This is a genomic window from Bacteroides sp. AM44-19, assembly GCF_003603395.1.
Classification (GTDB): Bacteria; Bacteroidota; Bacteroidia; order Bacteroidales; family Bacteroidaceae; genus Bacteroides; species Bacteroides uniformis.
The window spans coordinates 555,996-580,821 of record NZ_QTNB01000001.1 but is presented as its reverse complement, the minus strand read 5'-3'; the positions used below and the strand labels follow the sequence as shown (position 1 = coordinate 580,821).

The 24,826-nt window shown below is 42.3% G+C and carries 24 protein-coding genes; 17 read left to right on the top strand and 7 right to left on the bottom strand.

From position 1 onward, the window contains the following. Both DW947_RS02675 and DW947_RS02670 read right to left on the bottom strand, forming a co-directional pair. The gene (locus tag DW947_RS02675) at nucleotides 1-210 is read right to left on the bottom strand and encodes a YtxH domain-containing protein (protein WP_005826568.1); all 210 of its coding nucleotides are present in this window, start codon (nucleotides 208-210) and stop codon (nucleotides 1-3) included. Nucleotides 211-303: 93 nt separating this feature from the next. Then, the gene (locus DW947_RS02670; protein ID WP_057252639.1) at nucleotides 304-1,581 is read right to left on the bottom strand and encodes a DEAD/DEAH box helicase; all 1,278 of its coding nucleotides are present in this window, start codon (nucleotides 1,579-1,581) and stop codon (nucleotides 304-306) included. Nucleotides 1,582-1,755: 174 nt separating this feature from the next. Between DW947_RS02670 and DW947_RS02665 the strand changes: the two genes are divergently transcribed. The 10 genes from DW947_RS02665 (at nucleotide 1,756) to DW947_RS02620 (ending at nucleotide 11,002) form a co-directional block, all read left to right on the top strand. Next, nucleotides 1,756-2,160, top strand: a complete 405-nt coding sequence (locus DW947_RS02665) for a lipocalin-like domain-containing protein (protein WP_172679931.1) — start codon at nucleotides 1,756-1,758, stop codon at nucleotides 2,158-2,160. Between the two features lie 48 nt (nucleotides 2,161-2,208). Further along, nucleotides 2,209-2,709, top strand: coding sequence for an SPOR domain-containing protein (locus DW947_RS02660; RefSeq protein ID WP_035448030.1), 501 nt, complete (start codon nucleotides 2,209-2,211; stop codon nucleotides 2,707-2,709). A 311-nt stretch (nucleotides 2,710-3,020) separates the two neighbouring features. Further along, nucleotides 3,021-3,845 carry a 3'(2'),5'-bisphosphate nucleotidase CysQ gene (cysQ, locus tag DW947_RS02655; protein ID WP_117713963.1) on the top strand — a complete coding sequence of 275 codons (825 nt, stop codon included), beginning with the start codon at nucleotides 3,021-3,023 and terminating at the stop codon, nucleotides 3,843-3,845. A gap of 7 nt (nucleotides 3,846-3,852) precedes the next feature. After that, on the top strand, nucleotides 3,853-5,406 hold the full coding sequence (locus DW947_RS02650; RefSeq protein WP_005826561.1) for an SLC13 family permease: 1,554 nt from the start codon (nucleotides 3,853-3,855) through the stop codon (nucleotides 5,404-5,406). Between the two features lie 21 nt (nucleotides 5,407-5,427). Further along, on the top strand, nucleotides 5,428-6,033 hold the full coding sequence (cysC, locus tag DW947_RS02645; protein ID WP_005836053.1) for an adenylyl-sulfate kinase: 606 nt from the start codon (nucleotides 5,428-5,430) through the stop codon (nucleotides 6,031-6,033). Nucleotides 6,034-6,039: 6 nt separating this feature from the next. Continuing rightward, on the top strand, nucleotides 6,040-6,951 hold the full coding sequence (gene cysD, locus DW947_RS02640; protein WP_005826557.1) for a sulfate adenylyltransferase subunit CysD: 912 nt from the start codon (nucleotides 6,040-6,042) through the stop codon (nucleotides 6,949-6,951). Nucleotides 6,952-6,982: 31 nt separating this feature from the next. Then, a complete protein-coding gene (locus tag DW947_RS02635) occupies nucleotides 6,983-7,342 on the top strand; it encodes a four helix bundle protein (RefSeq protein ID WP_057281831.1) in 360 nt (119 codons plus the stop codon). Beyond that, the gene (cysN, locus tag DW947_RS02630) at nucleotides 7,339-8,841 is read left to right on the top strand and encodes a sulfate adenylyltransferase subunit CysN (RefSeq protein WP_117962622.1); all 1,503 of its coding nucleotides are present in this window, start codon (nucleotides 7,339-7,341) and stop codon (nucleotides 8,839-8,841) included. Before DW947_RS02635 ends, cysN begins: the two co-directional genes overlap by 4 nt. 63 nt (nucleotides 8,842-8,904) lie before the next feature. Then, complete coding sequence (locus DW947_RS02625) at nucleotides 8,905-10,011, top strand: sulfotransferase family protein (RefSeq protein WP_022402110.1); 1,107 nt, start codon at nucleotides 8,905-8,907, stop codon at nucleotides 10,009-10,011. A 25-nt stretch (nucleotides 10,012-10,036) separates the two neighbouring features. Next, the gene (locus DW947_RS02620) at nucleotides 10,037-11,002 is read left to right on the top strand and encodes a PCMD domain-containing protein (RefSeq protein WP_057088318.1); all 966 of its coding nucleotides are present in this window, start codon (nucleotides 10,037-10,039) and stop codon (nucleotides 11,000-11,002) included. An 82-nt stretch (nucleotides 11,003-11,084) separates the two neighbouring features. Here DW947_RS02620 and DW947_RS02615 read toward each other — a convergent pair whose 3' ends face one another. The 5 genes from DW947_RS02615 to DW947_RS02595 form a co-directional block, all read right to left on the bottom strand. Beyond that, nucleotides 11,085-11,837, bottom strand: coding sequence for a YjbH domain-containing protein (locus DW947_RS02615; RefSeq protein WP_118930937.1), 753 nt, complete (start codon nucleotides 11,835-11,837; stop codon nucleotides 11,085-11,087). A 126-nt stretch (nucleotides 11,838-11,963) separates the two neighbouring features. Then, nucleotides 11,964-13,103 carry an OmpA family protein gene (locus DW947_RS02610; RefSeq protein ID WP_117866199.1) on the bottom strand — a complete coding sequence of 380 codons (1,140 nt, stop codon included), beginning with the start codon at nucleotides 13,101-13,103 and terminating at the stop codon, nucleotides 11,964-11,966. A gap of 40 nt (nucleotides 13,104-13,143) precedes the next feature. Beyond that, a complete protein-coding gene (locus DW947_RS02605) occupies nucleotides 13,144-14,019 on the bottom strand; it encodes a DUF3869 domain-containing protein (protein WP_005827864.1) in 876 nt (291 codons plus the stop codon). 13 nt (nucleotides 14,020-14,032) lie between these two features. Beyond that, nucleotides 14,033-15,280, bottom strand: coding sequence for a hypothetical protein (locus DW947_RS02600; RefSeq protein WP_119958436.1), 1,248 nt, complete (start codon nucleotides 15,278-15,280; stop codon nucleotides 14,033-14,035). A gap of 778 nt (nucleotides 15,281-16,058) precedes the next feature. Continuing rightward, nucleotides 16,059-17,198, bottom strand: coding sequence for a site-specific integrase (locus DW947_RS02595; protein WP_117866197.1), 1,140 nt, complete (start codon nucleotides 17,196-17,198; stop codon nucleotides 16,059-16,061). 299 nt (nucleotides 17,199-17,497) lie between these two features. Here DW947_RS02595 and DW947_RS02590 point away from each other — a divergent pair, with 299 nt between their 5' ends. The 7 genes from DW947_RS02590 (at nucleotide 17,498) to DW947_RS02560 (ending at nucleotide 24,772) form a co-directional block, all read left to right on the top strand. After that, nucleotides 17,498-18,484: a YjbH domain-containing protein gene (locus DW947_RS02590; protein ID WP_243635071.1), complete on the top strand. Its 987-nt coding sequence runs from the start codon at nucleotides 17,498-17,500 to the stop codon at nucleotides 18,482-18,484. Between the two features lie 13 nt (nucleotides 18,485-18,497). Then, on the top strand, nucleotides 18,498-19,406 hold the full coding sequence (locus DW947_RS02585) for a DUF3869 domain-containing protein (protein WP_117866196.1): 909 nt from the start codon (nucleotides 18,498-18,500) through the stop codon (nucleotides 19,404-19,406). A gap of 40 nt (nucleotides 19,407-19,446) precedes the next feature. Then, complete coding sequence (locus tag DW947_RS02580) at nucleotides 19,447-20,571, top strand: OmpA family protein (protein WP_057281808.1); 1,125 nt, start codon at nucleotides 19,447-19,449, stop codon at nucleotides 20,569-20,571. A gap of 127 nt (nucleotides 20,572-20,698) precedes the next feature. Continuing rightward, nucleotides 20,699-21,451, top strand: a complete 753-nt coding sequence (locus tag DW947_RS02575; RefSeq protein WP_035448038.1) for a YjbH domain-containing protein — start codon at nucleotides 20,699-20,701, stop codon at nucleotides 21,449-21,451. Nucleotides 21,452-21,567: 116 nt separating this feature from the next. Then, nucleotides 21,568-21,993, top strand: a complete 426-nt coding sequence (ruvX, locus tag DW947_RS02570) for a Holliday junction resolvase RuvX (protein WP_005836066.1) — start codon at nucleotides 21,568-21,570, stop codon at nucleotides 21,991-21,993. 43 nt (nucleotides 21,994-22,036) lie between these two features. Next, nucleotides 22,037-22,594, top strand: a complete 558-nt coding sequence (gene def / locus DW947_RS02565) for a peptide deformylase (protein ID WP_005827872.1) — start codon at nucleotides 22,037-22,039, stop codon at nucleotides 22,592-22,594. Nucleotides 22,595-22,711: 117 nt separating this feature from the next. Beyond that, nucleotides 22,712-24,772: a tetratricopeptide repeat protein gene (locus DW947_RS02560; protein ID WP_005827873.1), complete on the top strand. Its 2,061-nt coding sequence runs from the start codon at nucleotides 22,712-22,714 to the stop codon at nucleotides 24,770-24,772. The last annotated feature ends 54 nt before the right edge of the window (nucleotides 24,773-24,826 follow it).

Here is a 24,826-nt window from a genome sequence, read left to right as displayed (position 1 = left end):
TTATTCCGTTACCTCACCTTTGATTTCCGCAGCAATTTCATCTACCAAGTCTTCCATTTCGCTTCGGTTCAGACGAATCCCTTTCTTACGGAGAATTTCTGCGATTTTGTTACGGGTGTCTTCTCCTTTTTCAGGAGCAAATAAGATACCGAGGGCTGCACCTACTGCGGCGCCACCCAGGAAAGCTGCTAAAACATTTAATCCTTTCATAATGATATTCCTTTCTTTTTTGAGGTTCGTACGACAAAACTAACAAATTTTTTTGAAACTTTGTTCGGAATATCAGTTTTTTTATGATTGTCTTTATCTTCCAACTCCTTTTGGGGTGTTGTTTTGCGAGGTTTGCTTTTTTCTTCTCCAAAAGTCTCCATTCGTACGGCTCCCGCGATAGATTTTGTTTTCCTTGGTTTTGGCCTTAATTTCTTCAGTCTTGATTTTCTGGGCTTTTAAACCATCGGCGGTGACAAAAGGGTGTTCTTTTATTACTGGGATACTTTTCCCTATCAATTTTTGGATATCTTTCAGGTAAGGCAGTTCTTCCGATTCGCAAAAGGAGAGGGCAATACCGTCGTGGCCGGCACGTCCGGTTCGTCCGATACGGTGCACGTATGTTTCCGGAATGTTGGGCAACTCATAGTTGATGACGTGTGATAGTTGGTCCACGTCGATACCTCGTGCTGCAATATCGGTTGCTATCAGTACACGCAGTTCATGGTTCTTAAAGCCGGTCAGTGCTCGCTGTCGGGCATTCTGCGACTTGTTTCCATGTATGGCTTCGGCTCTTATTCCGGACTTACTAAGGGTACGTGCAAGTTTGTCTGCTCCATATTTAGTTCTGGTGAAGATAAGTACGGACTTGATAGCCGGATTCTTCAGCAGATGAATCAGTAAGTCTTTTTTCTCTTTTTTCTCAACGAAATAGACTGATTGGGAGATTGTGTCAACCGTAGACGATGCAGGGGTGACTTCCACTTTCTCGGGGTGCGTCAGCATGGAGTTTGCCAAGGTCTCTATTTCCGGAGGCATTGTGGCCGAAAAGAAGAGGGTCTGTCGTTTTGCGGGCAATAACTTTAATATGCGCCGGATATCATGTATGAATCCCATGTCCAGCATCCGGTCCGCTTCGTCCAATACGAAGAACTCGAGCGCTTTTAGGTTAATGAAACCTTGGTTGACCAGGTCTTGCAGTCGTCCGGGAGTTGCAACCAGTATTTGTACTCCACGTTTCAGTTCATCTGTCTGTGGCTTTTGTCCTACACCGCCGAAGATGACGGCATGTCTCAATCCGGTATACTTACCATATGCACTGAAGCATTCTCCTATCTGTATGGCCAACTCGCGGGTCGGCGTCAGAATGAGTGCTTTGATACTTTTGCGGTTATCCGTTTTATACAACTTTTGCAAGATAGGGATGGAAAATGCGGCGGTTTTGCCTGTTCCGGTTTGAGCACATCCTAATAAGTCTTTTCCTTGAAGTAATATAGGGATCGATTTTTCCTGGATTGGGGTAGGGGTGGAATACCCCTCTTCTTGAAGAGCCTTCAATATAGGTTCTATCAAATTCAAATTTTCAAATGTCATGTAATCAATTAAGTGAGCCTCATGCTCTGTTTATATTTGGCAAATATACGTCAAGTCTTCCGGGAAATCTCTTTTTATGGAGGGGTTTAATTATATTTAACTAAGGATGCTGAGGTATAATCGCATGTTATGGTGTACTTTTGCTCCATATTTAGATAGTGGCATGGAAAAATGATGAAATTGCATTTAAAATATCTTTGGATTGTATTGATGGCTTGTACTTTGACTGCTTGCATGAATGGTGGGGGTGACTTGGCCGGTAAGTGGCAGTTGCGTCAGTACCAATATGCCGACGGTACATCAGAGAAGGTGGACAGTGTATTTTATAATTTTCAAAAAGGAAGTTTTTCTGCCATATGTTTGTTGAAAGATGGAGGGTTGACTACGTTTTTTGGAAATTATTCTTTGAAAGGTGCTGAAATTTCCATTATTTTGTTGCCTGAAAGCGTTAACGATAAAAATTATGATACTTATTTCGGGTGGCCGGAAGGAAAATGTACCTTTAAAGTAGAAGATTTGTCCTACTCTTCATTGCGTTTGGAATATGAGGGCACGAAATCTATTTTTCGAAAATTTTGAGATAAAGAATAAGAATAGACGATTTTACTAATAAAAACAATAGAAAAGATGAAAAAATTAGCCGTATTGGGAATGGGAGTATGCATAGCTCTGGCATTCTCTTCTTGTAAATCAAGTGAAAGTGCTTATAAGAAAGCATATGAAAAGGCAAAACAGCAGGAATTGGCTGAGCCGCAAACAACTGCCCCTGCAGAAGAGGTGGCTCCAGTGGTTACCGCTCCAGTAGAAGTAAAGGTGGTGGAAAGTGCACCTGCCGGCATGCGTCAGGAAAAGGTGACTGTGGTATCAGGTGGTACCAGCTTGAAAACCTTTAGTGTAGTTTGCGGAGCTTATAGCGTGAAAGCTAATGCGGAAGGTGTGAAGCAGGCATTGGTGAATGAAGGCTATACTGCAATGGTGGTTTACAATGCAGAAAGAAACCTGTATCGTGTAGTTATCGGTACATTCGATGACAGAGCATCCGCCGAGAATCTGCGCGACTCTTTCAAAGCTAAACATCCTTCGAATGATGACTTTCAGAAGGCATGGTTGCTGTATAGCATCAATTAATAGAATTCTTTTTGGTAATTCATAACAGAGAGGAATACATATGTTTCCTTTCAAGATGAGGCAGTAACTGCGAAGTTACTGCCTTTTTCATGAAAAGCCCCTGATAAACTCATGTTGTCACAGTCTCTTTATTTCCTCTTCCTTCGTGAATATTTCACTCTATTTCTCTGCCCCGGATTGATTTTCCTGATTGTGAAAAGTGCTTATAATATTCTCTCTTTCGTTTAAAAGAAGTTATAAAACAAGAGGTGGAAACTTTTAGACCTGAAAAAGTTTTTAATTTTGTGCCTTATCTTTGAGAAGAATATAGTATGGAACGACGATATATACTGAATGCGATTGATGCCGCTTTGCAGGCTGGCGAGAAAATTCTTTCCATTTACGATGATCCGGCATCGGATTTTCAGGTAGAAAAAAAAGCGGATAATTCTCCTCTTACTATTGCCGATCGTAAGGCTCATGAAACTATCTGCCGTTTTTTGGCTGATACACCTTTCCCTCTGCTAAGCGAGGAAGGCAAACATTTGCCTTTCTCGGAACGACGGAGTTGGGAAACTTTATGGATTGTAGACCCTTTGGACGGTACGAAGGAGTTCATCAAGAGGAACGGTGAGTTCACAGTGAATATAGCTTTGGTGCATCACTCAGTACCGGTAATGGGAGTCATTTATGTGCCGGTAAAAAAGGAGCTCTATTTTGGAGTGCATGATTCGGGTGCTTATAAGCTATCCGGTATTACTGCACGTGATGGAATGTCGTGGGATGAACTGCTTGCGAAAGCTGTCCGGCTGCCGGAAACAAGCGTGCACGAACGGTTTGTAATTGTGGCTTCCCGTTCGCATCTGACGCCCGAGACAGAAGATTATATCGAGAAAATGAAATGCAGCCATGCGGAAGTTGAGCTTATATCAAGTGGAAGTTCCATCAAGATTTGTCTGGTAGCTGAAGGCAAGGCTGATGTATATCCTCGTTTTGCCCCTACGATGGAATGGGATACGGCGGCTGGGCATGCTATTGCACATGCTGCCGGAATGGAAATTTATCAGGCGGGGAAGGAAGAACCTTTGCAATATAATAAGGAGGATTTGCTGAATCCGTGGTTTATCGTAGAACCCAAGCATACCGAAATAAAATAACGACTTTATGACATTTGAGATATTGTTTGTGCTGCTGGCATTGTTGGGCATGGTGATTGCCTTGGTTCTGGATAAAATGCGTCCGGGCATGGTGCTCTTTTCTGTCGTAGTATTGTTCTTGTGTGCAGGTATCCTCACTCCTAAGGAGATGCTGGAAGGGTTCAGTAATAAGGGGATGATGACTGTTGCCATGCTGTTTTTGGTCAGTGAAGGCATCAGGCAGTCGGGTGCTTTGGGGCAAGTAATCAAGAAGCTGCTTCCCCAAGGTAAGACTACGGTCTTTAAAGCGCAGTTCCGTATGTTGCCCACCATTGCTTTTATTTCAGCTTTTCTAAACAATACTCCGGTGGTTGTTATCTTTGCTCCCATTATCAAGCGTTGGGCCGAATCTGTAAAATTGCCTGCTACCAAGTTCCTTATACCCCTTTCTTATGTGACGATACTTGGCGGAATCTGCACCCTGATAGGGACGTCGACCAATCTGGTGGTGCATGGTATGATATTGGAAGCCGGATATGAAGGCTTTACTATGTTCGAGTTGGGTAAAGTGGGCATTTTCGTCGCGATTGCAGGCATCCTTTATCTGTTCGCTTTTTCCTCAAGGCTTTTGCCGGATGTTCGTACGGATGCGGTAAAGCTGGATGAGGAACCGGAGGAGCATGGAGATTTACATCGGGTGGAAGCTGTACTCGGCGCCCGTTTTCCCGGTATCAACAAGAAACTTGGTGATTTTAACTTCAAGCGGCATTATGGGGCCGAAGTGAAGGAGATTAAGCGTAGCGGTCAGAGCATTGTCGGAAATCTGGAAAATGAATATCTCCGCGAAGGGGATACGCTGGTGGTGATGGCTGATGACTCTTTTGTAAAGACCTGGGGGGAATCTTCGGTGTTCGTGTTGCTGGCCAATGGCAAGGATACGGAACCGGTGCCCGGAAAGGGAAAGCGCTGGTTTGCCTTGGTTTTGCTGATATTGATGATAGTGGGTGCAACGGTTGGTGAACTTCCGGTTGTCAAGGAAGCTTTTCCGGAAATCAAGTTGGATATGTTTTTCTTCGTTTCCATTACTACTATCATTATGGCCTGGACAAAGATATTTCCGGCCCGCAAGTATACCAAATATATATCTTGGGATATTCTGATAACGATTGCTTGTGCTTTTGCTATCAGCAAGGCGATGGTGAATTCCGGAGTGGCAGATGCTGTGGCGCGTTTCATTATAGGCATGAGCCATCATTATGGCCCCCACGTGTTGCTGGCTGCTGTGTTTATCATAACGAACTTGTTTACAGAACTGATTACGAACAATGCGGCCGCGGCACTCGCTTTCCCGTTGGCACTTTCCATCTCTTCACAGATGGGAGTCAGTCCGATGCCTTTCTTCGTTGTAATTTGTATGGCGGCTTCTGCCAGCTTCTCCACTCCTATAGGGTATCAGACTAATTTGATTGTACAAGGTATCGGTAACTATAAGTTCACGGATTTTGTACGCATCGGGTTACCTTTGAATATCATTACTTTCCTGATATCCATTTTCTTGATTCCTTTAATTTGGCCATTTTAAAAAAAGAAGAAATAATAACATATGGAAGAAAACAACCACATATATCCGATATTTGACAAAATGCTGATGCGGAAAGACAAAGAAGACTTGTTGAAGCAGCACAGCGTGATGGTTTGGTTTACCGGTTTGAGCGGCTCCGGCAAAAGTACGATAGCCATTGCCTTGGAGCGCGAACTTCATAAAAGAGGATTGCTTTGCCGTATCCTGGATGGTGACAACATCCGCAGTGGCATCAACAATAACCTCGGTTTTACGGAGGCCGACCGTGTGGAGAATATCCGGCGTATAGCCGAAGTTTCCAAACTCTTTCTTGATACGGGTGTTATAACAATCGCGGCTTTTATCAGTCCTAATAACGATATTCGTGAAATGGCGGCTGATATTATCGGACAAGACGATTTTCTGGAAGTTTATGTCAGTACCCCGCTTGAAGAGTGTGAACGCCGTGACGTGAAGGGACTTTATGCCAAGGCACGTAAGGGAGAAATCAAGAATTTTACAGGTATTTCCGCGCCTTTTGAGGAACCGGCTCATCCGGCTCTGACGTTGGATACCTCTGTTCTCAGCCTGGAAGAATCGGTCAATAAACTGTTGGAACTCATTTTACCAAGAATTCAGAAGAAATAAGATATAATGAAAGAAGAATATAAATTGAGCCATTTGAAGGAACTCGAAGCAGAGTCCATTCATATTATCCGTGAAGTGGCAGCGGAGTTTGAAAATCCGGTGATGCTGTATAGTATCGGCAAGGATTCTTCGGTTATGGTGCGCTTGGCCGAAAAGGCGTTTGCTCCCGGCAAAGTGCCGTTCCCGTTGATGCACATCGATTCCAAGTGGAAGTTTAAGGAGATGATACAGTTCCGTGACGAGTATGCCAAGAAGTATGGTTGGAACCTGATAGTGGAAAGCAATATGGAAGCTTTCAATGCAGGTGTCGGGCCTTTTACGCATGGCAGCAAGGTGCATACGGACCTGATGAAAACGCAGGCTTTGCTCCACGCATTGGATAAGTATAAGTTTGATGCGGCATTCGGTGGTGCTCGTCGCGACGAGGAGAAGTCACGTGCCAAAGAGCGTATTTTCTCTTTCCGCGACAAGTTCCATCAATGGGACCCCAAAAATCAGCGTCCCGAATTGTGGGATATTTATAATGCCCGGGTACATAAAGGAGAGAGTATCCGCGTATTTCCGTTAAGTAATTGGACGGAGCTGGACATCTGGCAATATATACGTTTGGAAAACATCCCTATTGTGCCGTTGTATTTTGCCAAGGAACGTCCTTGTGTGGAGATTGACGGAAATCTGATAATGGCGGATGACGACCGCTTGCCGGAACAGTACCGCGACCAGATAAAGATGCGTATGGTGCGTTTCCGTACGCTGGGTTGCTGGCCGTTGACCGGTGCTGTGGAAAGCGATGCCGATACCATCGAGAAGATTGTCGAGGAAATGATGACCACCACCAAGAGTGAACGGACGACCCGTGTCATTGACTTCGACCAAGACGCAAGCATGGAGCAGAAGAAGCGCGAGGGATACTTTTAAATTGACAATTGATAATTGACAATTGACAATTATGGGGAAAGGTAATCTCATAATGGATAAATCGTTTGCTTTTGCAATACGGATTGTCAGACTTTACAAGTTGCTGTGTGAGCATAGAAAGGAGCTTGTTCTTTCTAAGCAAATATTGAGAAGCGGAACAGCTGTAGGTGCTTTGATTAAGGAAAGTGAACATGCTCAGTCAAAAGCTGATTTTATCAATAAATTGAGTATTGCTCTAAAAGAAGCAAATGAAACAGAATATTGGCTGATGCTATTAAAAGAATCTGATTATCTCTCAGCGGATGAATATAATTCCATAATAGAAGATTGTAGGGAACTGTTGAGGCTCCTTATTTCGATTATAAAAAAAATGAAAGAAAATAAAGTATGAAAGATAGGTGTAAGGACGAATTGTCAATAGTCAATTGTCAATTGTCAATTTCGGAGTTTCTCCGAAAGGATGAGCAGAAAGACTTGTTGCGCTTACTGACTGCCGGTTCTGTGGATGACGGAAAATCCACATTGATAGGCCGTCTGTTGTTCGACAGCAAGAAACTATATGAGGACCAGCTGGACGCACTGGAACGCGACAGCAAGCGCATGGGAAATGCCGGCGACCACATTGACTACGCCCTTTTGCTGGACGGCTTGAAGGCGGAGCGCGAACAAGGCATCACCATCGACGTGGCATACCGCTACTTCTCGACCAACAATCGTAAGTTTATCATTGCCGACACTCCGGGACACGAGCAGTACACACGCAACATGATTACCGGAGGCTCTACGGCTAACCTGGCAATTATTCTGGTGGATGCACGTATGGGTGTCATTACGCAGACGCGCCGGCATACTTTCCTGGTGTCGTTGCTTGGCATCAAGCATGTGGTGCTTGCTGTCAATAAGATGGACCTGGTGGATTTCTCCGAAGAACGTTTTAACGAGATAGTCGATGAATACCGGAAGTTTATAGCTCCATTGGGTATTCCTGACGTAAACTGCATTCCGCTGTCAGCTTTGGACGGGGACAATGTAGTGGAGAAATCGGAACGTACTCCTTGGTATGAGGGTATTTCACTTCTTGACTTCCTGGAGACGGTACATATTGACAACGATCATAATTTGAAGGATTTTCGTTTCCCGGTTCAATACGTCTTGCGCCCCAATCTCGATTTCCGTGGTTTTTGCGGCAAGGTGGCTTCGGGTATTGTTCGTAAGGGAGATGAAGTGATGGCATTGCCTTCCGGTAAGAAGTCGCATATCAAGAGTATAGTTACATACGACGGCGAGTTGGATTACGCCTTTCCGCCCCAGTCCGTCACCCTGACTTTGGAGGACGAAATAGATGTGTCGAGAGGGGAAATGCTGGTACATCCGGATAACCTGCCCGTCATGGACCGCAATTTTGAAACGATGCTGGTTTGGATGGATGAAGAGCCGATGGATATAAACAAATCATTCTTCATCAAACAGACCACCAATATAAGCCGCACCCGCATCGACAGCATCAAGTATAAGGTGGATGTCAATACGATGGAGCATCTTTCCATTGACAACGGAAAGTTGAGCAAGGAAACATTGCCGATGCAGCTCAATCAGATTGCGCGCGTGGTGCTGACCACTGCCAAAGAGCTGTTCTTTGACCCTTATCAGAAGAATAAGGCTACCGGTTCGTTCATCCTGATAGACCCGATAACCAACAATACCAGTGCTGTAGGTATGATTATCGATAGGGTGGAGGATAAGGACATGCACTTAGCTGAGGACCTGCCTATACTGAATTTGCCTCAGCTGGGTATAGCTCCCGAACATTACGAAGCTATAGAAAAGGCTGTGAAAGAGCTGGAACGCCAGGGCGTGGCTGTACGGATAGAGCGCAGTACTTCTTTATAAGTATTGCAGTTCTCTCTCGGTATCACCGGAAGAAAACCATAACATATTAATATAAAGATAATAATGGGATTGTTAGAATTCAATAAGCTTCCGATAAACACCCTGGTAGGTGCGGATTGGAAAACATTCAAGGATATAACGGGCGGTCGTGACATCGGTGCTGCCTACAAAGGCAAGTATCGGCTGACAAAAGCTGTCTGCCGCCTGCTGTCCACTTTGGCTCCTCTGCAGGACAGACGCTATGAAAAGCTTCTGGCAGATAAGCCCTTGGAGCATGATCCGGTATTCATTTTGGGACACTGGCGTAGCGGAACTACGTTTGTGCATAATGTTTTCTCCTGCGACAAGCATTTCGGCTACAACACGACATACCAGACTGTATTTCCGCATCTTATGATGTGGGGGCAGCCTTTCTTCAAGAAGAACATGAGTTGGTTGATGCCGGACAAACGTCCCACGGACAATATGGAACTTGCCGTTGACCTTCCGCAAGAAGAGGAATTTGCTTTGGCAAATATGATGCCCTACACCTATTATAATTTCTGGTTTCTGCCCGAATATCAGCAAGAGTATGCCGATAAATACCTGCTGTTTGATGACATCACAGAGAAAGAGCTGAAAGTATTTGAGGAGACTTTCGTCAAACTGATAAAGATTTCTCTTTGGAATACGAACGGAACCCAGTTTCTTAGTAAGAATCCGCCTCATACGGGACGTGTGAAAGAGCTTGTCAAGATGTTCCCCAATGCCAAGTTTATCTATCTGATGCGTAATCCTTATACTGTTTTCGAAAGCACACGTAGTTTCTTTACTAACACCATTCAGCCGTTGAAGCTGCAGGATATCAGTCATGAGGAGCTTGAGAAGAATATTTTGTCCATTTATGCCAAACTGTATCATAAGTACGAAGCGGACAAGGCATGCATTCCTGAAGGAAACTTGATAGAGGTGAAGTTTGAGGACTTCGAAGCGGACGCAATGGGAATGACTGAACATATCTACAAGGCTTTGTCCATTCCGGGCTTTGCAGAGGCGCGTGCCGATATTGAGAAGTATGTAGGCGGAAAGAAAGGATATAAGAAGAATAAATACAAGTATGATGAGCGTACAGTGCAGTTGGTTCAGGATAACTGGAATTTTGCGCTGGAACAGTGGAAGTACGATTTATAATGATTGTCAATTATCAATGAGAGAAATGATTCAAAAGAAAATTCGTATGTTGGGAGTGCTGTCTGCCATGCTTTGTTGCGGAGCCGTTTCTGCGCAGCAGCACGAGGTAGAGATGATTCCTTTCGGAAATATGGATCAATGGATTGACCGCCAAATCAAGGAATCCGGTATTATTGGCGGTGCCACGAAGAATGTGTATGCCATCGGCCCTACTGCTACTGTCACCGAAACCAAGGCATACAAGAATATGGGAGGTTCGCCGTGGGCGACATCCAATGTGATGGCCCGGGTAGCCGGTATCACGAAAACTAATACTTCTGTTTTTCCGGAAAAGCGAGGGGATGGTTTCTGCGCCCGCATGGACACCCGTATGGAGAGTGTGAAAGTTTTTGGAATAGTGGATATCACGGTGCTGGCTGCCGGCTCTATGTTTCTGGGTGAGGTGCACGAACCTATCAAGGGAACCAAAAATCCGCAGAAAATGCTGAATTCCGGCATACCGTTCACAAAGAAACCTATCGCCATACAGTTTGATTATAAAGTAAAGATGTCCGACCGCGAGAAGCGTATCCGTGCAACGGGCTTTAGCCGTATCACAGATGTGGAAGGAAAGGACTTCCCGGAAGTGAATCTGTTTCTGCAAAAGCGTTGGGAAGATGAGAAGGGGAATATCTATGCCAAGCGCGTAGGAACGATGGTCGTAAGATATTATACTACTACCGATTGGCATAATAATGCCACTTATTCCATCATGTACGGTGATATTACCGGTGACCCTGCGTACAAGGCCCACATGATGCGTCTTCAGGTTGAAGAACGCTATGCAGTTAATAGTAAAGGAGAGAGCGTACCTATTAAGGAGGTTGCCTGGGGAACGGAAGATGATGTGCCTACTCATTTGTTGTTACAGTTTACCTCCAGCCACGGTGGTGCTTACATAGGTTCTCCCGGTAATTCGTTGTGGATTGACAATGTAAAATTGGTATATTAGAATAAAAGCAGTTAAAGTTGGATGTCATACTTTAGCTGCTTTTTTAATGGAGTCACTGAGACTTTGGGTTACTTCTTATTTCTTATTTCAGATGAATTTTGTATGTCAGCCCTCCACTGAAATATTTCATCCTCTGCATTTCCACCTGCACATGCAGATGCTTGAACAACAGATAGGTGGCTCCCAAGGCAAAGTCCTTGGAGTCATATTCCGCTATCACCCTCAGCTGCGGATGGAAGGACGGATTGTAGGTGACACCCAGTGCAAAGCCATTCAGCTTGTACTCCTTGCGGTTGTTGTAAAGGTAGGAAAGATGGACACCAATCTCCTCTTTACCCACAACGGGTATATGCTTGGAGGCGGCAATGTAGAAACGGCTGTAATATCCGTTACCTTCCGTGGTGCCGACTTGCCCCCCTCCGGAAGAAGTGAACGGGTCGGACGTCCCCAGCACGACAGCCGGCATGTATTTCCAGAACTGCCCCTCCTTCAACACACGCAGTCGGGCGGAAAAGTAACGGTCCTGGTTCGTGAATCCGCTGTATCCGTATGGCTTCAATCCCAACGCCTCCGCCTTGAAAAGTGTACACGTGTAGGCCACTTCCAGAAAGGGAAAGACTGTGACATTCAGGAAGTAGTTGTAGGTATGATAGTACCAGGTGGGTGGTGTGAGCTCCTTGTTCAGGAAGTTACCGCCAACCATGAAAGTCTTGTCACGCTGCATCTCCGCAGAGGGTGCATGCAACAGCCCGGTCGTACCATACGTCAACTGGGAAAAGGCTGAAAGGGAAAGGCTGCAAAACAGAACGATAAAGAATAGCTTAAACTTCATCATCACATATAAATTCAGTCGCTGATAAAAAATGGATTGCTTTATGACATGCATCGGACATAGTACCAAAAAAAGGCGTCTGAGTCCCAGACGCCTTCATTTTTAGAGTCTATTTGTCACTTGGAGTTATTATTCCAGGATAACTACACGGTTCAGGAAGTTCTTGCCGAACATGTTTTCAGTACCTCCGAATCCTACGAGCTCAAGTTGGTCTTTACTTACACCTTCTGCAATCAAAGCATCGTAAACAACCTGAGCACGCTTTTCAGACAGTTTCTGGTTCCAAGAAGCGCTACCGGTAGCCTTATCGCAATAACCGGCAACTTTGTACTTCCTATCCGGATTAGCCTTCAGAATCTTGGCAGCCAACTGGATGTTAACCTTGCCATAGTCGTCCAGACGGGCGCTGCCAATCTTGAAGAAGATAGCACGCGGACCGGCAACTTCAACTTCCTTAGTCACTTCCTTAACTTCAGGTTTAGCGTTGGCCAGTGCATTCTTGCAGTTAGCCAGGTCAGCCTGAGCCTGAGCCAGTTCGCTTCTATATCTGTTGATTTCCGCATTGATAGCATCTTCGTCGATATTGGAAGCCTTCACAAATTTCTTGCCACCGAAGATGTAGCTAACACCTGCGGTCAACATGCCAGTGCCTTCAGCCTTGCGATGGCTGCTGATGTTACCGAAAATGGACGGAGCGATAGCACCGCGAGCTTCTACATCAATAGCCCACTTAGTGTTGATATTGAACTTCAAGCCCAAACCGGCGGAAGCACCGATACGTGCACGCATTTCAGCTTCACCGGCAGGAGCCATAGACTGCGAAGTACCGTCAGCACTAATTGTAATATCCACATTTTGAGATTTTGCTACAGAAATTTGAGGTCCCAAGAAACCATAAACTTCGAAGAAACGGTTAGGATTGGCGCCGGCAAACAATGTAGAAAGATTGATCATTGCATCAATGTTACCACCTACATAAGTCTTGTTGTGTTCCCAATATGCATCATCCAAACACAGATGCTGAGTAATACCGTTTACCTGAGCACGTACACCCCAAGTCGGAGTAATCAGCTTACCAACTGACACGCTGAAATGCGGAGCAATCTTATTGAAACCGTCATTGTTGATGGCGTGGATACCACCACCTACACTGACAAAAATATTATCGCTCCATTTCGGAGTGTAGTAGTTCGTTTTTTCCTGTGCATTCAGATTTGCTGCACAAGCGCCTGCCAATAGTAAGGAGGCTATCATTAATTTACTTTTCATTTTCTCTTGAGTTTAAGATAAATAACAACTAAAACTTCTATTAATCAAGTTCACCAACACCACCACCGGCATTGCCTTCACCATGACCATGACCATGACCGTGGCTATGACCGTGACCAGGAATATCTTGATTTTCAAGAACAAACAGTGTAGAAGTTGTATAATCATCTACTTCAATAGAAGCTAAAGGCTCTGTTTCAGCTTTTGTTACAGCCTTCTTCACTACTTTATATTCAGTTGTTACAACAGTATAAGTAATAGATGCAGTTGTTCTAGAGTTAGCATAAACTTTATACTTATTCTCCGGTGTTGTTACTGTCGTTTCCTCATATGTATTCTCAAGCGTGTTAAAGAAAGATTCAATAGCTGCGCGTTCAATAAGATCAGTTGTATTGATTTTCTTTGCACCTACTTTTGCACCTTCTTTTACTACATAAGGGAATGATGGAATGTCAAACCAATAAAGCTCGTAGTTATCCCAAGTCTTAACTTTAGGATCCGTTACTGGTTCAAGTTTTGTAGATTCTGCTACAATCTTAGTCTCAGCATCTTCTTCCTGAAGAATGATAGTCGGAGTCAGAGTAGCAAATTGCCCAGCTTGCAAAGCAGGAACCTTAACTGTAACAGTTGCACTCAAACCATTATAAGAAGCTGTAACATCAACACTCTTAGCAGCCAGAGTAGGATTACCAGTAAATGTCAACTCTGCAGGTGCGATAGTGGCTTGGCCAGTTACATCTGTAGTAACACCATCCTCTATAGCAAGCACAATCGGACTAATAACAGCTTGTGCATTAGTAGGAGTTACATTAACGTTGAACTCTTCCTTCTCACAAGAAGTTAAAGTTGTAGCTAAAGCTACTACGGCTAACGCAAATACTGCACTTATGCCGTTTAAGAATTTAATCTTTTTCATCTCAATTAATTAATTAAAAATTTAACAATTCTGACTTAATAAAATATGGGTTAAAACTATTTTCTTCCATTATATTGTCACTAACTTCCGCTTTATACTGTCTATAATAGTACCTTTCATTACCTGCATTATAAACAATGCCCATATTAGCAGAGGTATTCACACGAGGTATATATCCTTTCCTTTTATATTTATAAGGAGGTAATGCCACTTGAAATCGGAAGCCTCCATTCATCTTTGCATGTTCTGCTTTCATTGCATAGAAACCAATCGAACAATAGCGAAAATGGCGAATCATTTCAAATTTAACACCTTTCTCCTTCAATAAATACTGTTCTGCTTTCAGATTAAACTGAGTGTTAAATTGCGGCCAATAAAAGCTACCGCCCAAAGACCACGTAACAAGTGCTGTCGAAGGATCATATACATAGCGAAATCCGCTCCAATATCCCATTCCTGTATACCCAATCCGAGCCATTAAGGAAAAGCGTTCATCCTTAAAAGGGCGATAAAATTCGGCGTCCACTCCATATTGGTCAGCACTAAAACATCCCACAGTCACTTTACCAAACACATTATACGGTAATCTAAAACGCTGTGAAATTGTAATATGTCCTGGATGAACTTTATCTTCAAACCTTCCATACCCATCATTATAAACCGGTATTTTCAACTGTGCCGTTAATTTCATACCTTTCCATAACGAAACTTCTATCGCAGGACTCAAATCAAACAAGACCTGGTAAATCTGTGTAATCACCAGATTCTTGAAAGCTAATTGAGGATATACCAATACATCAATCTTGAACAAAGAACTATTTTTCAACTTTATTTTCCGTGCATTTTTCCAAGCATCGCCCAATTCATAGCTCACATTCCAGTCATTACGCTCCGCTTGAGGCACCGAATCCCCCCTTAGGGGACAATAATAAAGAGAAATTTGGGGTACATTATTGTCCAGAACTATTATCCGACATGACTTTTCTTCCGGTAAACCCATCTTTTGAATAATATCTACCGCCTTACCTATGCCTACACCCTGCAAACGATATGCAGAGTTTTGCAGAACATAAACACGTTCATTGCCATCTTCTGTCCATCCAACATTTTCAAATCCCATTTTCACTAAAGCATCTACAGTACTTTCCCCCGTTTGGCAAATTCCTTTTAAAGGGAGCAAACAGTATAAAAAGAACGCTGCACACTGTGCTATTGTTTTAGTATTTAGGCACTTTCTTATGTTAGAGTTTTTATACCTCATTTTTTCAACCATTTTTCGTGTCCGTATAACACAAAATATGGTGCAAAAATAGACACATTTTTAATAATACCAAAGAATTTTATATGAAAAGATGAAATAATCTCGTTTTTTCTTCAAAAGCTTCTAACAAAGCCCCTGAATGTTTATATGAAGTCTATTACCATTTTAAAACTTTTGAATTAACGATGTACAATTGTCATATAGAATGTTATATTTTGTGTCAAATAGTCACTTTTTAGCAATTTCTACTAATCTACTTTTCTTGCGAAAAAGAAAAAATAGAAAAAGTATCCGCAAAAAATAAGGATGAAAATACAAATACCCTACATTTATACAGATATTTATGTAATACTTTCTCTAAAGGACTTGTTTTTTGTATGTAGCAAGTTAATATCCGGCAAACAAAAATACAATATCTAGCAAACAAGATATTAACTTATTCTCGGTAGAAAAACAGTTTTTTTCATAAAATGATAAACCACTTCTTTGAAATAGCCCTCCATTCATCTTAAAATCCATTTTAGGGAGCCAAAGCAGCTGATGTTCAGTATTCTTCATTTTAACGCCAATAACTCAAAATAGGAATGCAATTATTTGCATGAATAAAAAATATCTATCATTTTTTAATCAAAGATCAACAAATCAATGACACTTACAGTTTACATAATGAGTTTTAGCAGCATTTATTAGGCTCCTAATATCTTTTAAGTGAATTAGGAACACGAAGTGATGACTAAAAATACAAAATGGCAAATTGTATTTCGAATTCAACTAGCTCTTATGTTATATTAGGAATCAAAGCGACGGCCTTCTTTTTACTTTCATCCACAAGCTTTGCGTAAATTTGTGTTGTCTGTATATTGGTATGTCCCAATAACTTGGAGACTGTATATAAATCTACTCCCAACGTCAGCATCATTGTTGCATGTGTATGGCGTGCTGTGTGAAAGGTTACATGTTTCGATATCCCAGCCTGCTCGACCCATCTATGCAAAATTTCATTACTCCGTCCTAATGAGACCAATCCGGCAAATACCTTTTCCGTCTCTTGGGCATTTCCTCTGTTTGGCAAATGTTTTATAGCTTCTGAACTGAGTGGAAGCGATATGGCTTCTTTCGTTTTCTTCTGAATGATATTCAATAGTGCATTTCCATTTTCATCATAACGTATATCTTCCCATCTCAATGCAATAATATCACAATGTCTCAATCCACAAAAACAGCTGAATAGAAATGCTTTTTTTAATAAGGTATTATAAAAAGGAGTATGAACTAATCTGGTTAATTCCTTTATTGTGAGATAATCCCTTTCTGTTCTACAACGTTTTGGCTTATCCTCATTCTTTATTTTATCCATTGGGTTAACAGTTATGTAATCTTCATAGACAGCACAGTTCAAACAATAACGTAGCATCTTCAAATAATAAAGTTGGGTGTTAACATGTAACATTTTTTCTTTTTGACTATGTATTTGTTTTGCTCTCTTCAAGTAATCTATAAACCCCAATAAATAGGCTTTGTCTACCTTCCTTAACAATATTCCATTCGGTGTATATCTTTTCAAATGACATACGACAGCATGTATTGTACTTTTTCGCACCTTATTGTTTACACTTTGTTCTGCTACTAATTTCATATAGTCAGTCAGCTTCACATCGGACAATCTGTTACGATTAAATCCATAAGCTTGATTTTGTATTTCCACAATCCTCTGAGACTTAATCGCATTTGCTAAATTTAGCGTTTCCACATTTCGTTTTTTGTCAGCTTGATTATGTTCAGGGATAATATACAACTTTAAGAATTCGTATTGTCGTCTTCCATTCATATATATGTCTAGATATATGGATTGACATCCATTTACTAACTTTTTTGTTCTCACCTTTATTGGCTCTTTTATTTTCAATAGCTTTTTCATATTCTTTCAATAAAAACACACAGTTTATTATTAGTAGTAACAAAATGGTAACAAGTTCTCAATTCCCAAAATTATTTCCATTCTTACTTTTTGTATTCAATTTATTAATTATTAAACATTTACACCACACAATACAGTACTGCTAAAAGGGCAAATATAATAATAAGCCAGTAACAATTAACTATTAAATAGCAAACAAGAGGAAGATACTTTATTGTTTGAAAAAAAACAAATAAACATAAAAGGCTACTGATATTCAGCAAACTGTATATCATATCAAACATAATGTAAAGTATATAATGTCATTTCCGGAAGAAAAGTCATGTCGGATAATTGTTCTGGACAATAATGTACCCCAAATTTCTCTTTATTATTGTCCCCTAAAGGGGGATTCGGTGCCTCAAGCGGAGCGTAATGACTGGAATGTGAGCTATGAATTGGGCGATGCTTGGGAAAATGCACGGAAAATAAAGTTGAAAAATAGTTCTTTGTTCAAGATTGATGTATTGGTGTATCCGGAATTCTCTTTCAAGAACGTGATTATTACGCAGATTTATCAAGTTCTATTTGATTTGAGCCCTGCAATAGAAATTTCGTTATGGAAGGGTATGAAAGCCACAGCACAAGTGAAGATACCGGTTTATAATGATGGATATGGGGCTCGGGAAGGAAAGGTTCATCCGGGTTTCCTGACTCTTTCACAACGTTTTCGATTGCCTTATAACGTTTTTGGTAAATTTTCAGTAGGTTATTTTAGTGGCAACCGATATGGTGCTGATGTAGATTTCTTTCGACCCTTTAAGGATGAGCGCTTTTCTTTGTTGGCAAGAATAGGATATACGGGAGCTGGACGTTGGGACGGATTTAAGTTCCAATATGATCCTTCATTATGGCGTGTGACGTGGTCTTTGGGTGGAAATTTCTATTGGCCGCGATTTAATACACAGTTCACACTGAAGGCTGAACAGTATTTGTTGAAGGAAAAGGGGATTAAATTCGATATGATTCGTCATTTCCGTTATTGCTCAATCGGCTTTTATGTCATGAAGGCAGAGCATGCTAAAGCGAATGGAGGATTCCGGTTTCAGGTGGCATTGCCTCCTTATAAGTATAAAAGGAAAGGATATGTACCGCGTGTGAATACTTCTACCAATATGGGTATTTCTTATAATGCAGGTAATGAAAGGTATTATTATAAGGAATACAAGGCAGAGGCAAGTGATAATATAATGGAAGAAAATAGTTTTAACCCATATTTTATTAAGTCAGAATTGTTAAATTTTTAATTAATTAATTGAGATGAAAAAGAAAAGTTTTTTTAGTGGCGTAAATGCTAAATTAGCATTGGCTACAGTGGCTTTGACAAGTGTGATGTTCACAAGCTGCGAAAAGGAAGAATTCAATGTTGCACCTGTGGAATTGGATCCTGCAAGTGCTACCATTGCTATTACTGTATATGATTTGGGGGATCGTTCTATCATAACAGAAGGCCTTAATATTACAGGTGACACTGAAGTGAAGGCTGGTGCTGATGGTAAAATTGCACCTGAAACAAGAAAGTTTACTGCTACAAAAAAAGATTATTTACCAGGCGAGGGACAAGCTGTGATTCCTGCTTTGAATAAAGGACAATTCGCTTTTGTTCCGGTAAACATTTTCTTGCAGAAAATAACAGATGCCGCTAAGGATGTATATCCTACTCCTGATCCTGAGACTATAAAACCTGAAATAGGTCAGGTTGTAGATGGTGGAAGTTATACCAATGATAGTCCCGAGCCTGTAGTGCAAGAATTGTCATATACAGCATATGTCGGTCAAACTGTTACTAACATTGATGAGGTAAAAACTTGGATTGATGCAAATATACCTGCTACTAAGGCTTTGTCTAATGAAGAACTGAAAGCTGTATTGAAAGCTGCTGTAGAAGGTCTTAATACCGGTTTTACTGCAGTAGTTAGAACAGAAGAAGTAACAATTGCACCTTATACAACTGTTACTTTGAAAGCTACTACAAACTATCAGACTTCTGTAAATAATGTTTCAGCAACAGTAGATGGTGTGGTATATAATATTCCTGGTGTAAATATTAAGGTTGCACTTAATACAACTGCAACACAAGATATTGTTTCAATTACTCATGATCATGGTCACGGTCATGGCAATGGAAACAATGCTGGTGGTGGTAATGGTGACGGTACAGCTTACTAAAATCGTTTTAGTTAGTATTTAATTTTAAACTAAAGGAATAATGAAAAGTAAATTAGTAATAGCCTCCTTATTATTAGCAGGCGCTTGTGCAGCAAATCTGAATGCACAAGAAAAAACGAACTACTACACTCCGAAATGGAGCGATAATATTTTCGTGAGTGTAGGTGGTGGTGTCCACGCTATCAACAATGATGGTTTCAATAAATTGGCTCCGCATTTTAGCGTATCAGTTGGTAAGTTGATTACTCCGACATGGGGTGTACGTGCTCAGTTCAATGGTGTTACTCAGCACTTGTGTCTGGATAACTCATATTGGGAACATAATAAGACGTACTTTGGTGGTAACATTGATGCAATGATCAATCTTTCTACATTGTTCGCAGGCGTTAATCCTAACCGTTTCTTCGAAGTTTATGGATTTTTGGGTCCTCAAGTAACTGTTGCAAAGTCAGCTAATGTGCTGATTCAAAACGATGGAACAATGATTCCTGATGGGGATGAAAAGACTAGAGCACGTGTAGGCGCTTCTGCTGGTTTGGGCTTGAAGTTCAATATCAACACTAAGTGGGCTATTGACGTAGAAGCTCGCGGTGCTATCGCTCCGTCTGTATTCGGCAATATCAGCAGCCATCGCAAGGCTGAAGGTACTGGAACTTTGACTGCAGGTGTTAGCTACATCTTCGGTGGTAAGAAGTTTATTCCGGTTTCTAAGATTGATGAAGACGCAGTCAATGCAGAAATCAACAGATATAGAAGTGAACTGGCTCAGGCTCAAGCTGACCTGGCTAACTGCAAGAATGCACTGGCCAACGCTAAACCTGAAGTTAAGGAAGTGACTAAGGAAGTTGAAGTTGCCGGTCCGCGTGCTATCTTCTTCAAGATTGGCAGCGCCCGTCTGGACGACTATGGCAAGGTTAACATCGAACTGGCAGCCAAGATTCTGAAGGCTAATCCGGACAAGAAGTACAAGGTTGCAGGCTATGCCGACAAGGCTACCGGTAGCGCTTCTTGGAACCAGAAGCTGTCTGAAAAGCGTGCTCAGGTTGTTTACGATGCTTTGATTGCTCAGGGTGTTGACAAAGACCAGCTCGAACTCGTTGGATTCGGTGGTACTGCCAATATGTTCGGCAAGAACTTCCTGAACCGCGTAGTTATCCTGGAATAATATACTCCAAGTGACAAATAGACTCTAAAAATGAAGGCGTCTGGGACTCAGACGCCTTTTTTTGGTACTATGTCCGATGCATGTCATAAAGCAATCCATTTTTTATCAGCGACTGAATTTATATGTGATGATGAAGTTTAAGCTATTCTTTATCGTTCTGTTTTGCAGCCTTTCCCTTTCAGCCTTTTCCCAGTTGACGTATGGTACGACCGGGCTGTTGCATGCACCCTCTGCGGAGATGCAGCGTGACAAGACTTTCATGGTTGGCGGTAACTTCCTGAACAAGGAGCTCACACCACCCACCTGGTACTATCATACCTACAACTATTTCTTGAGTGTAACTATCTTTCCCTTTCTGGAAATAGCCTACACGTGTACACTTTTCAAGGCGGAGGCGTTAGGATTGAAGCCATACGGGTACAGCGGATTCACGAACCAGGACCGTTACTTTTCCGCCCGTCTGCGTGTGTTGAAGGAGGGGCAGTTCTGGAAATACATGCCGGCCGTGGTGCTGGGGACATCTGACCCGTTCACTTCCTCTGGCGGCGGTCAAGTTAGCACTACGGAAGGTAACGGCTATTACAGCCGTTTCTATATTGCCGCTTCCAAGCAGATACCCGTTGCGGGTAAAGAGGAGGTTGGCGTGCATCTTTCCTATCTGTATAATGACCGCAAGGAGTACAAGCTGAATGGCTTTGCACTGGGTGTCACCTACAATCCGTCCTTTCATCCGCAGTTAAGGATGATAGCGGAATATGACTCCAAGGACTTTGCCTTGGGAGCCACTTATCTGTTGTTCAAGCATCTGCATGTGCAGGTGGAAATGCAGAGGATGAAATATTTCAGTGGAGGGTTGACATACAAAATTCATTTGAAATAATTAGTGAAAAAATCAGAGGAGGGGATGTTTGATACTATCAGACATCCCTTTTTCTGTATTATATATGTAAGATTAACGGCGGAATTCAAATTTTAATCGTAATTTTGTAGCCCATTATGAGTAGAATAATAGCCATAGACTACGGTCGGAAACGCACGGGAATAGCCGTGAGTGATACATTGCAGATGATTGCGAATGGACTGACAACTGTGCCTACACACCAATTGTTGCAGTTTCTTCTTGATTATGTGGCTAAGGAGCCGGTAGAGCGTATCTTGGTAGGCTTTCCTAAGCAGATGAACAATGAGGCTTCGGAAAATATGAAGAATATCGAACCTTTTGTCCGTTCGCTGAAGAAGAAACTGCCTGACATGCCGGTTGAATATGTAGACGAGCGTTTTACTTCTGTTCTGGCTCATCGGACGATGCTTGAGGCCGGATTGAAAAAGAAGGACCGCCAAAACAAAGCGCTGGTGGATGAAATCAGTGCAACTATTATTCTGCAAACTTATTTAGAGAACAAACGTTTCTCTTTTTTATAATGTATAGAAAGTAATTTGTAATTAGTAATTTGTAGTAAAGGAAATGATTTTACCCATTTATGTGTACGGCCAGCCCGTATTGAGAAAGGTAGCAGAGGATATTGCCCCGGACTATCCGAATTTGAAAGAACTTATTGAGAATATGTTTGAAACGATGGACAATGCTGAAGGTGTGGGACTTGCTGCACCGCAAATAGGTTTGCCTATCCGCGTAGTAACCATTAATCTGGATGTCTTGTCTGATGATTTGCCAGAATATAAAGATTTCCGCAAGGCGTATATCAATGCCCATATTCTGGAAGTGTCCGGTGAGGAAGTTTCTATGGACGAGGGTTGCTTGAGCCTTCCAGGAATTCATGAATCAGTGAAGCGTGGCAACAAAATACGCGTGCAATACCTGGACGAGAACTTGGAACCGCACGATGAGATTATCGAAGGTTACCTGGCACGCGTGATGCAGCACGAGTTCGACCATCTGGAAGGAAAGATGTTCATCGACCATTTGTCTCCGTTACGCAAGCAGATGATTAAAGGAAAACTGAATGCCATGTTGAAAGGCAAGGCACACTGCACTTATAAGGTGAAAACCGTAAAGAAATAAGTTTAACCATATAATATGGTATAAAAGGCTCAAAAAATATAAAAAGTGTTCCGCTAATCCCGACAAGTAAACGAAAAACGTTACTTTTGTTTCGTTTACAAGCATTTATAAAACAAGATGATAAAAAAAATACTGACGGCTATTTTGCTGTTACCCACATTGTTGTATGCACAAATCAATACGGAACGGGTGATGACCATTGCTCGGAATGCATTGTATTTTGAGGATTACGTGCTTTCTATCCAATATTTTAATCAGGTAATCAACGCGAAACCTTATTTATATGAGCCTTATTTCTTCCGTGGACTGGCAAAAATCAATTTGGATGACTATCAGGGAGCGGAGAGTGATTGTGATGCTGCGATTCAGCGGAACCCTTTTGTGGTAGGTGCTTACCAAATCAGAGGATTGGCACGTATCCGTCAGAACAAGTTTGACGAGGCGATTGAAGATTATAAAACTGCCATCAAATACGACCCGGAGAATGTGGTGCTTTGGCATAATCTTTCCCTTTGCCATATTCAGAAAGAAGATTATGAGGCGGCTAAGGAAGATTTGGGTACGCTTCTGACAATTGCCCCCAGATATACACGTGCCTATCTGATGCGCGGGGAAGTCTCCCTGAAACAGAATGATACGATACAAGCTTTGCGTGATTTTGACAAAGCCATCGATATGGACCGTTATGACCCGGATGGATGGGGGGCAAGAGCCATTGTACGCCTCCAACAGGGGAAGTATAAAGAGGCTGAAGCTGATTTGGACCAGTCTATCCATCTGAGTGCAAAGAATGCCGGTAACTATATCAACCGTGCCTTGGCGCGTTTCCATCAGAATAATTTGAGAGGCGCCATGAGTGACTATGATTTGGCTTTGGATATTGATCCGAATAATTTTCTCGGGCACTACAACCGCGGTTTGCTGCGTGCCCAGGTGGGCGATGACAACCGGGCAATAGAGGATTTTGATTTTGTGTTGAAGATGGAACCGGATAACATGATGGCCACCTTCAATCGTGGTTTGTTACGTGCGCAGACGGGGGATTACCGGGGAGCTATCAGTGACTATTCCAAAGTGATTGCAGAATATCCTAACTTTATGGCCGGCTATTATCAGCGTGCCGAAGCCCGTAAAAAGATTGGCGACCATAAGGGAGCCGAGCAGGATGAGTTCAAAATCATGAAGATGCAGATAGACAAGCGTAACGGTGTTTCTTCTGGTGACAAAAAGGAAGGTGACGACAGTAAGGATGTTGCGGATAATTCCTCGGAAAACTCCAATGGAGATGGTGGGAAGACCCGTAAGAAATCCGACAAGAACATGGAAAATTATCGGAAAATTGTAATAGCGGACGATTCGGAAGCTGACCAGCGTTATAAGAGCGATTATCGCGGACGTGTACAAGACCGGAATGTGACCATCAAGCTCGAGCCGATGTATGCTTTGACTTATTATGAGAAACTGAGCGATGTGAAGCGTATCGTACATTATCATAAGTATATTGAGGAACTGAACCATTCGAAACTGTTCCCGAAGCCACTGCGCATCACCAATATGGAAGCTCCGTTGACGGAGGAACAAGTACGCTTCCACTTTGCTTTGATAGACGCTCATACGTCTGATGTGGTGGCTGACGAGAAGAACGCCAAGAAACGTTTCATGAGAGGTCTGGATTTCTATCTGGTTCAGGATTTTGCCAGTTCCATAGATGACTTTACAAAGAGTATCTTGTTGGACGACACTTTCTTCCCGGCATACTTTATGCGTGCTTTGGTGCGTTATAAGCAACTGGAATATAAAAAGGCCGAAGCCACAATGAGTGAAGGCGCCACTTCGGGTACAACGGAAATGAAGAAGCCAGAAGTGACGGCCATCGATTATGAAGTTGTGAAGAATGACCTGGACCACGTTATTCTATTGGCTCCTGATTTTGTCTATGGCTATTATAACCGTGGCAATGTGTCTTCGTTACTGAAGGATTACCGTGCCGCCTTGGCGGATTATGACAAGGCGATTGAGCTGAGTCCCGATTTTGCTGAAGCATACTTTAACCGTGGGTTGACGCACATCTTCCTGGGGAATAACAAACAAGGTATTGCCGATTTGAGTAAAGCCGGAGAGTTGGGCATTGTCTCGGCCTATAATATCATAAAGAGGTTTACAGATACACGGGAATAACATTTTTTTGCTAAAAAATAGAATATCAAAAAGAATTAGCTATTTTTGCGTTCT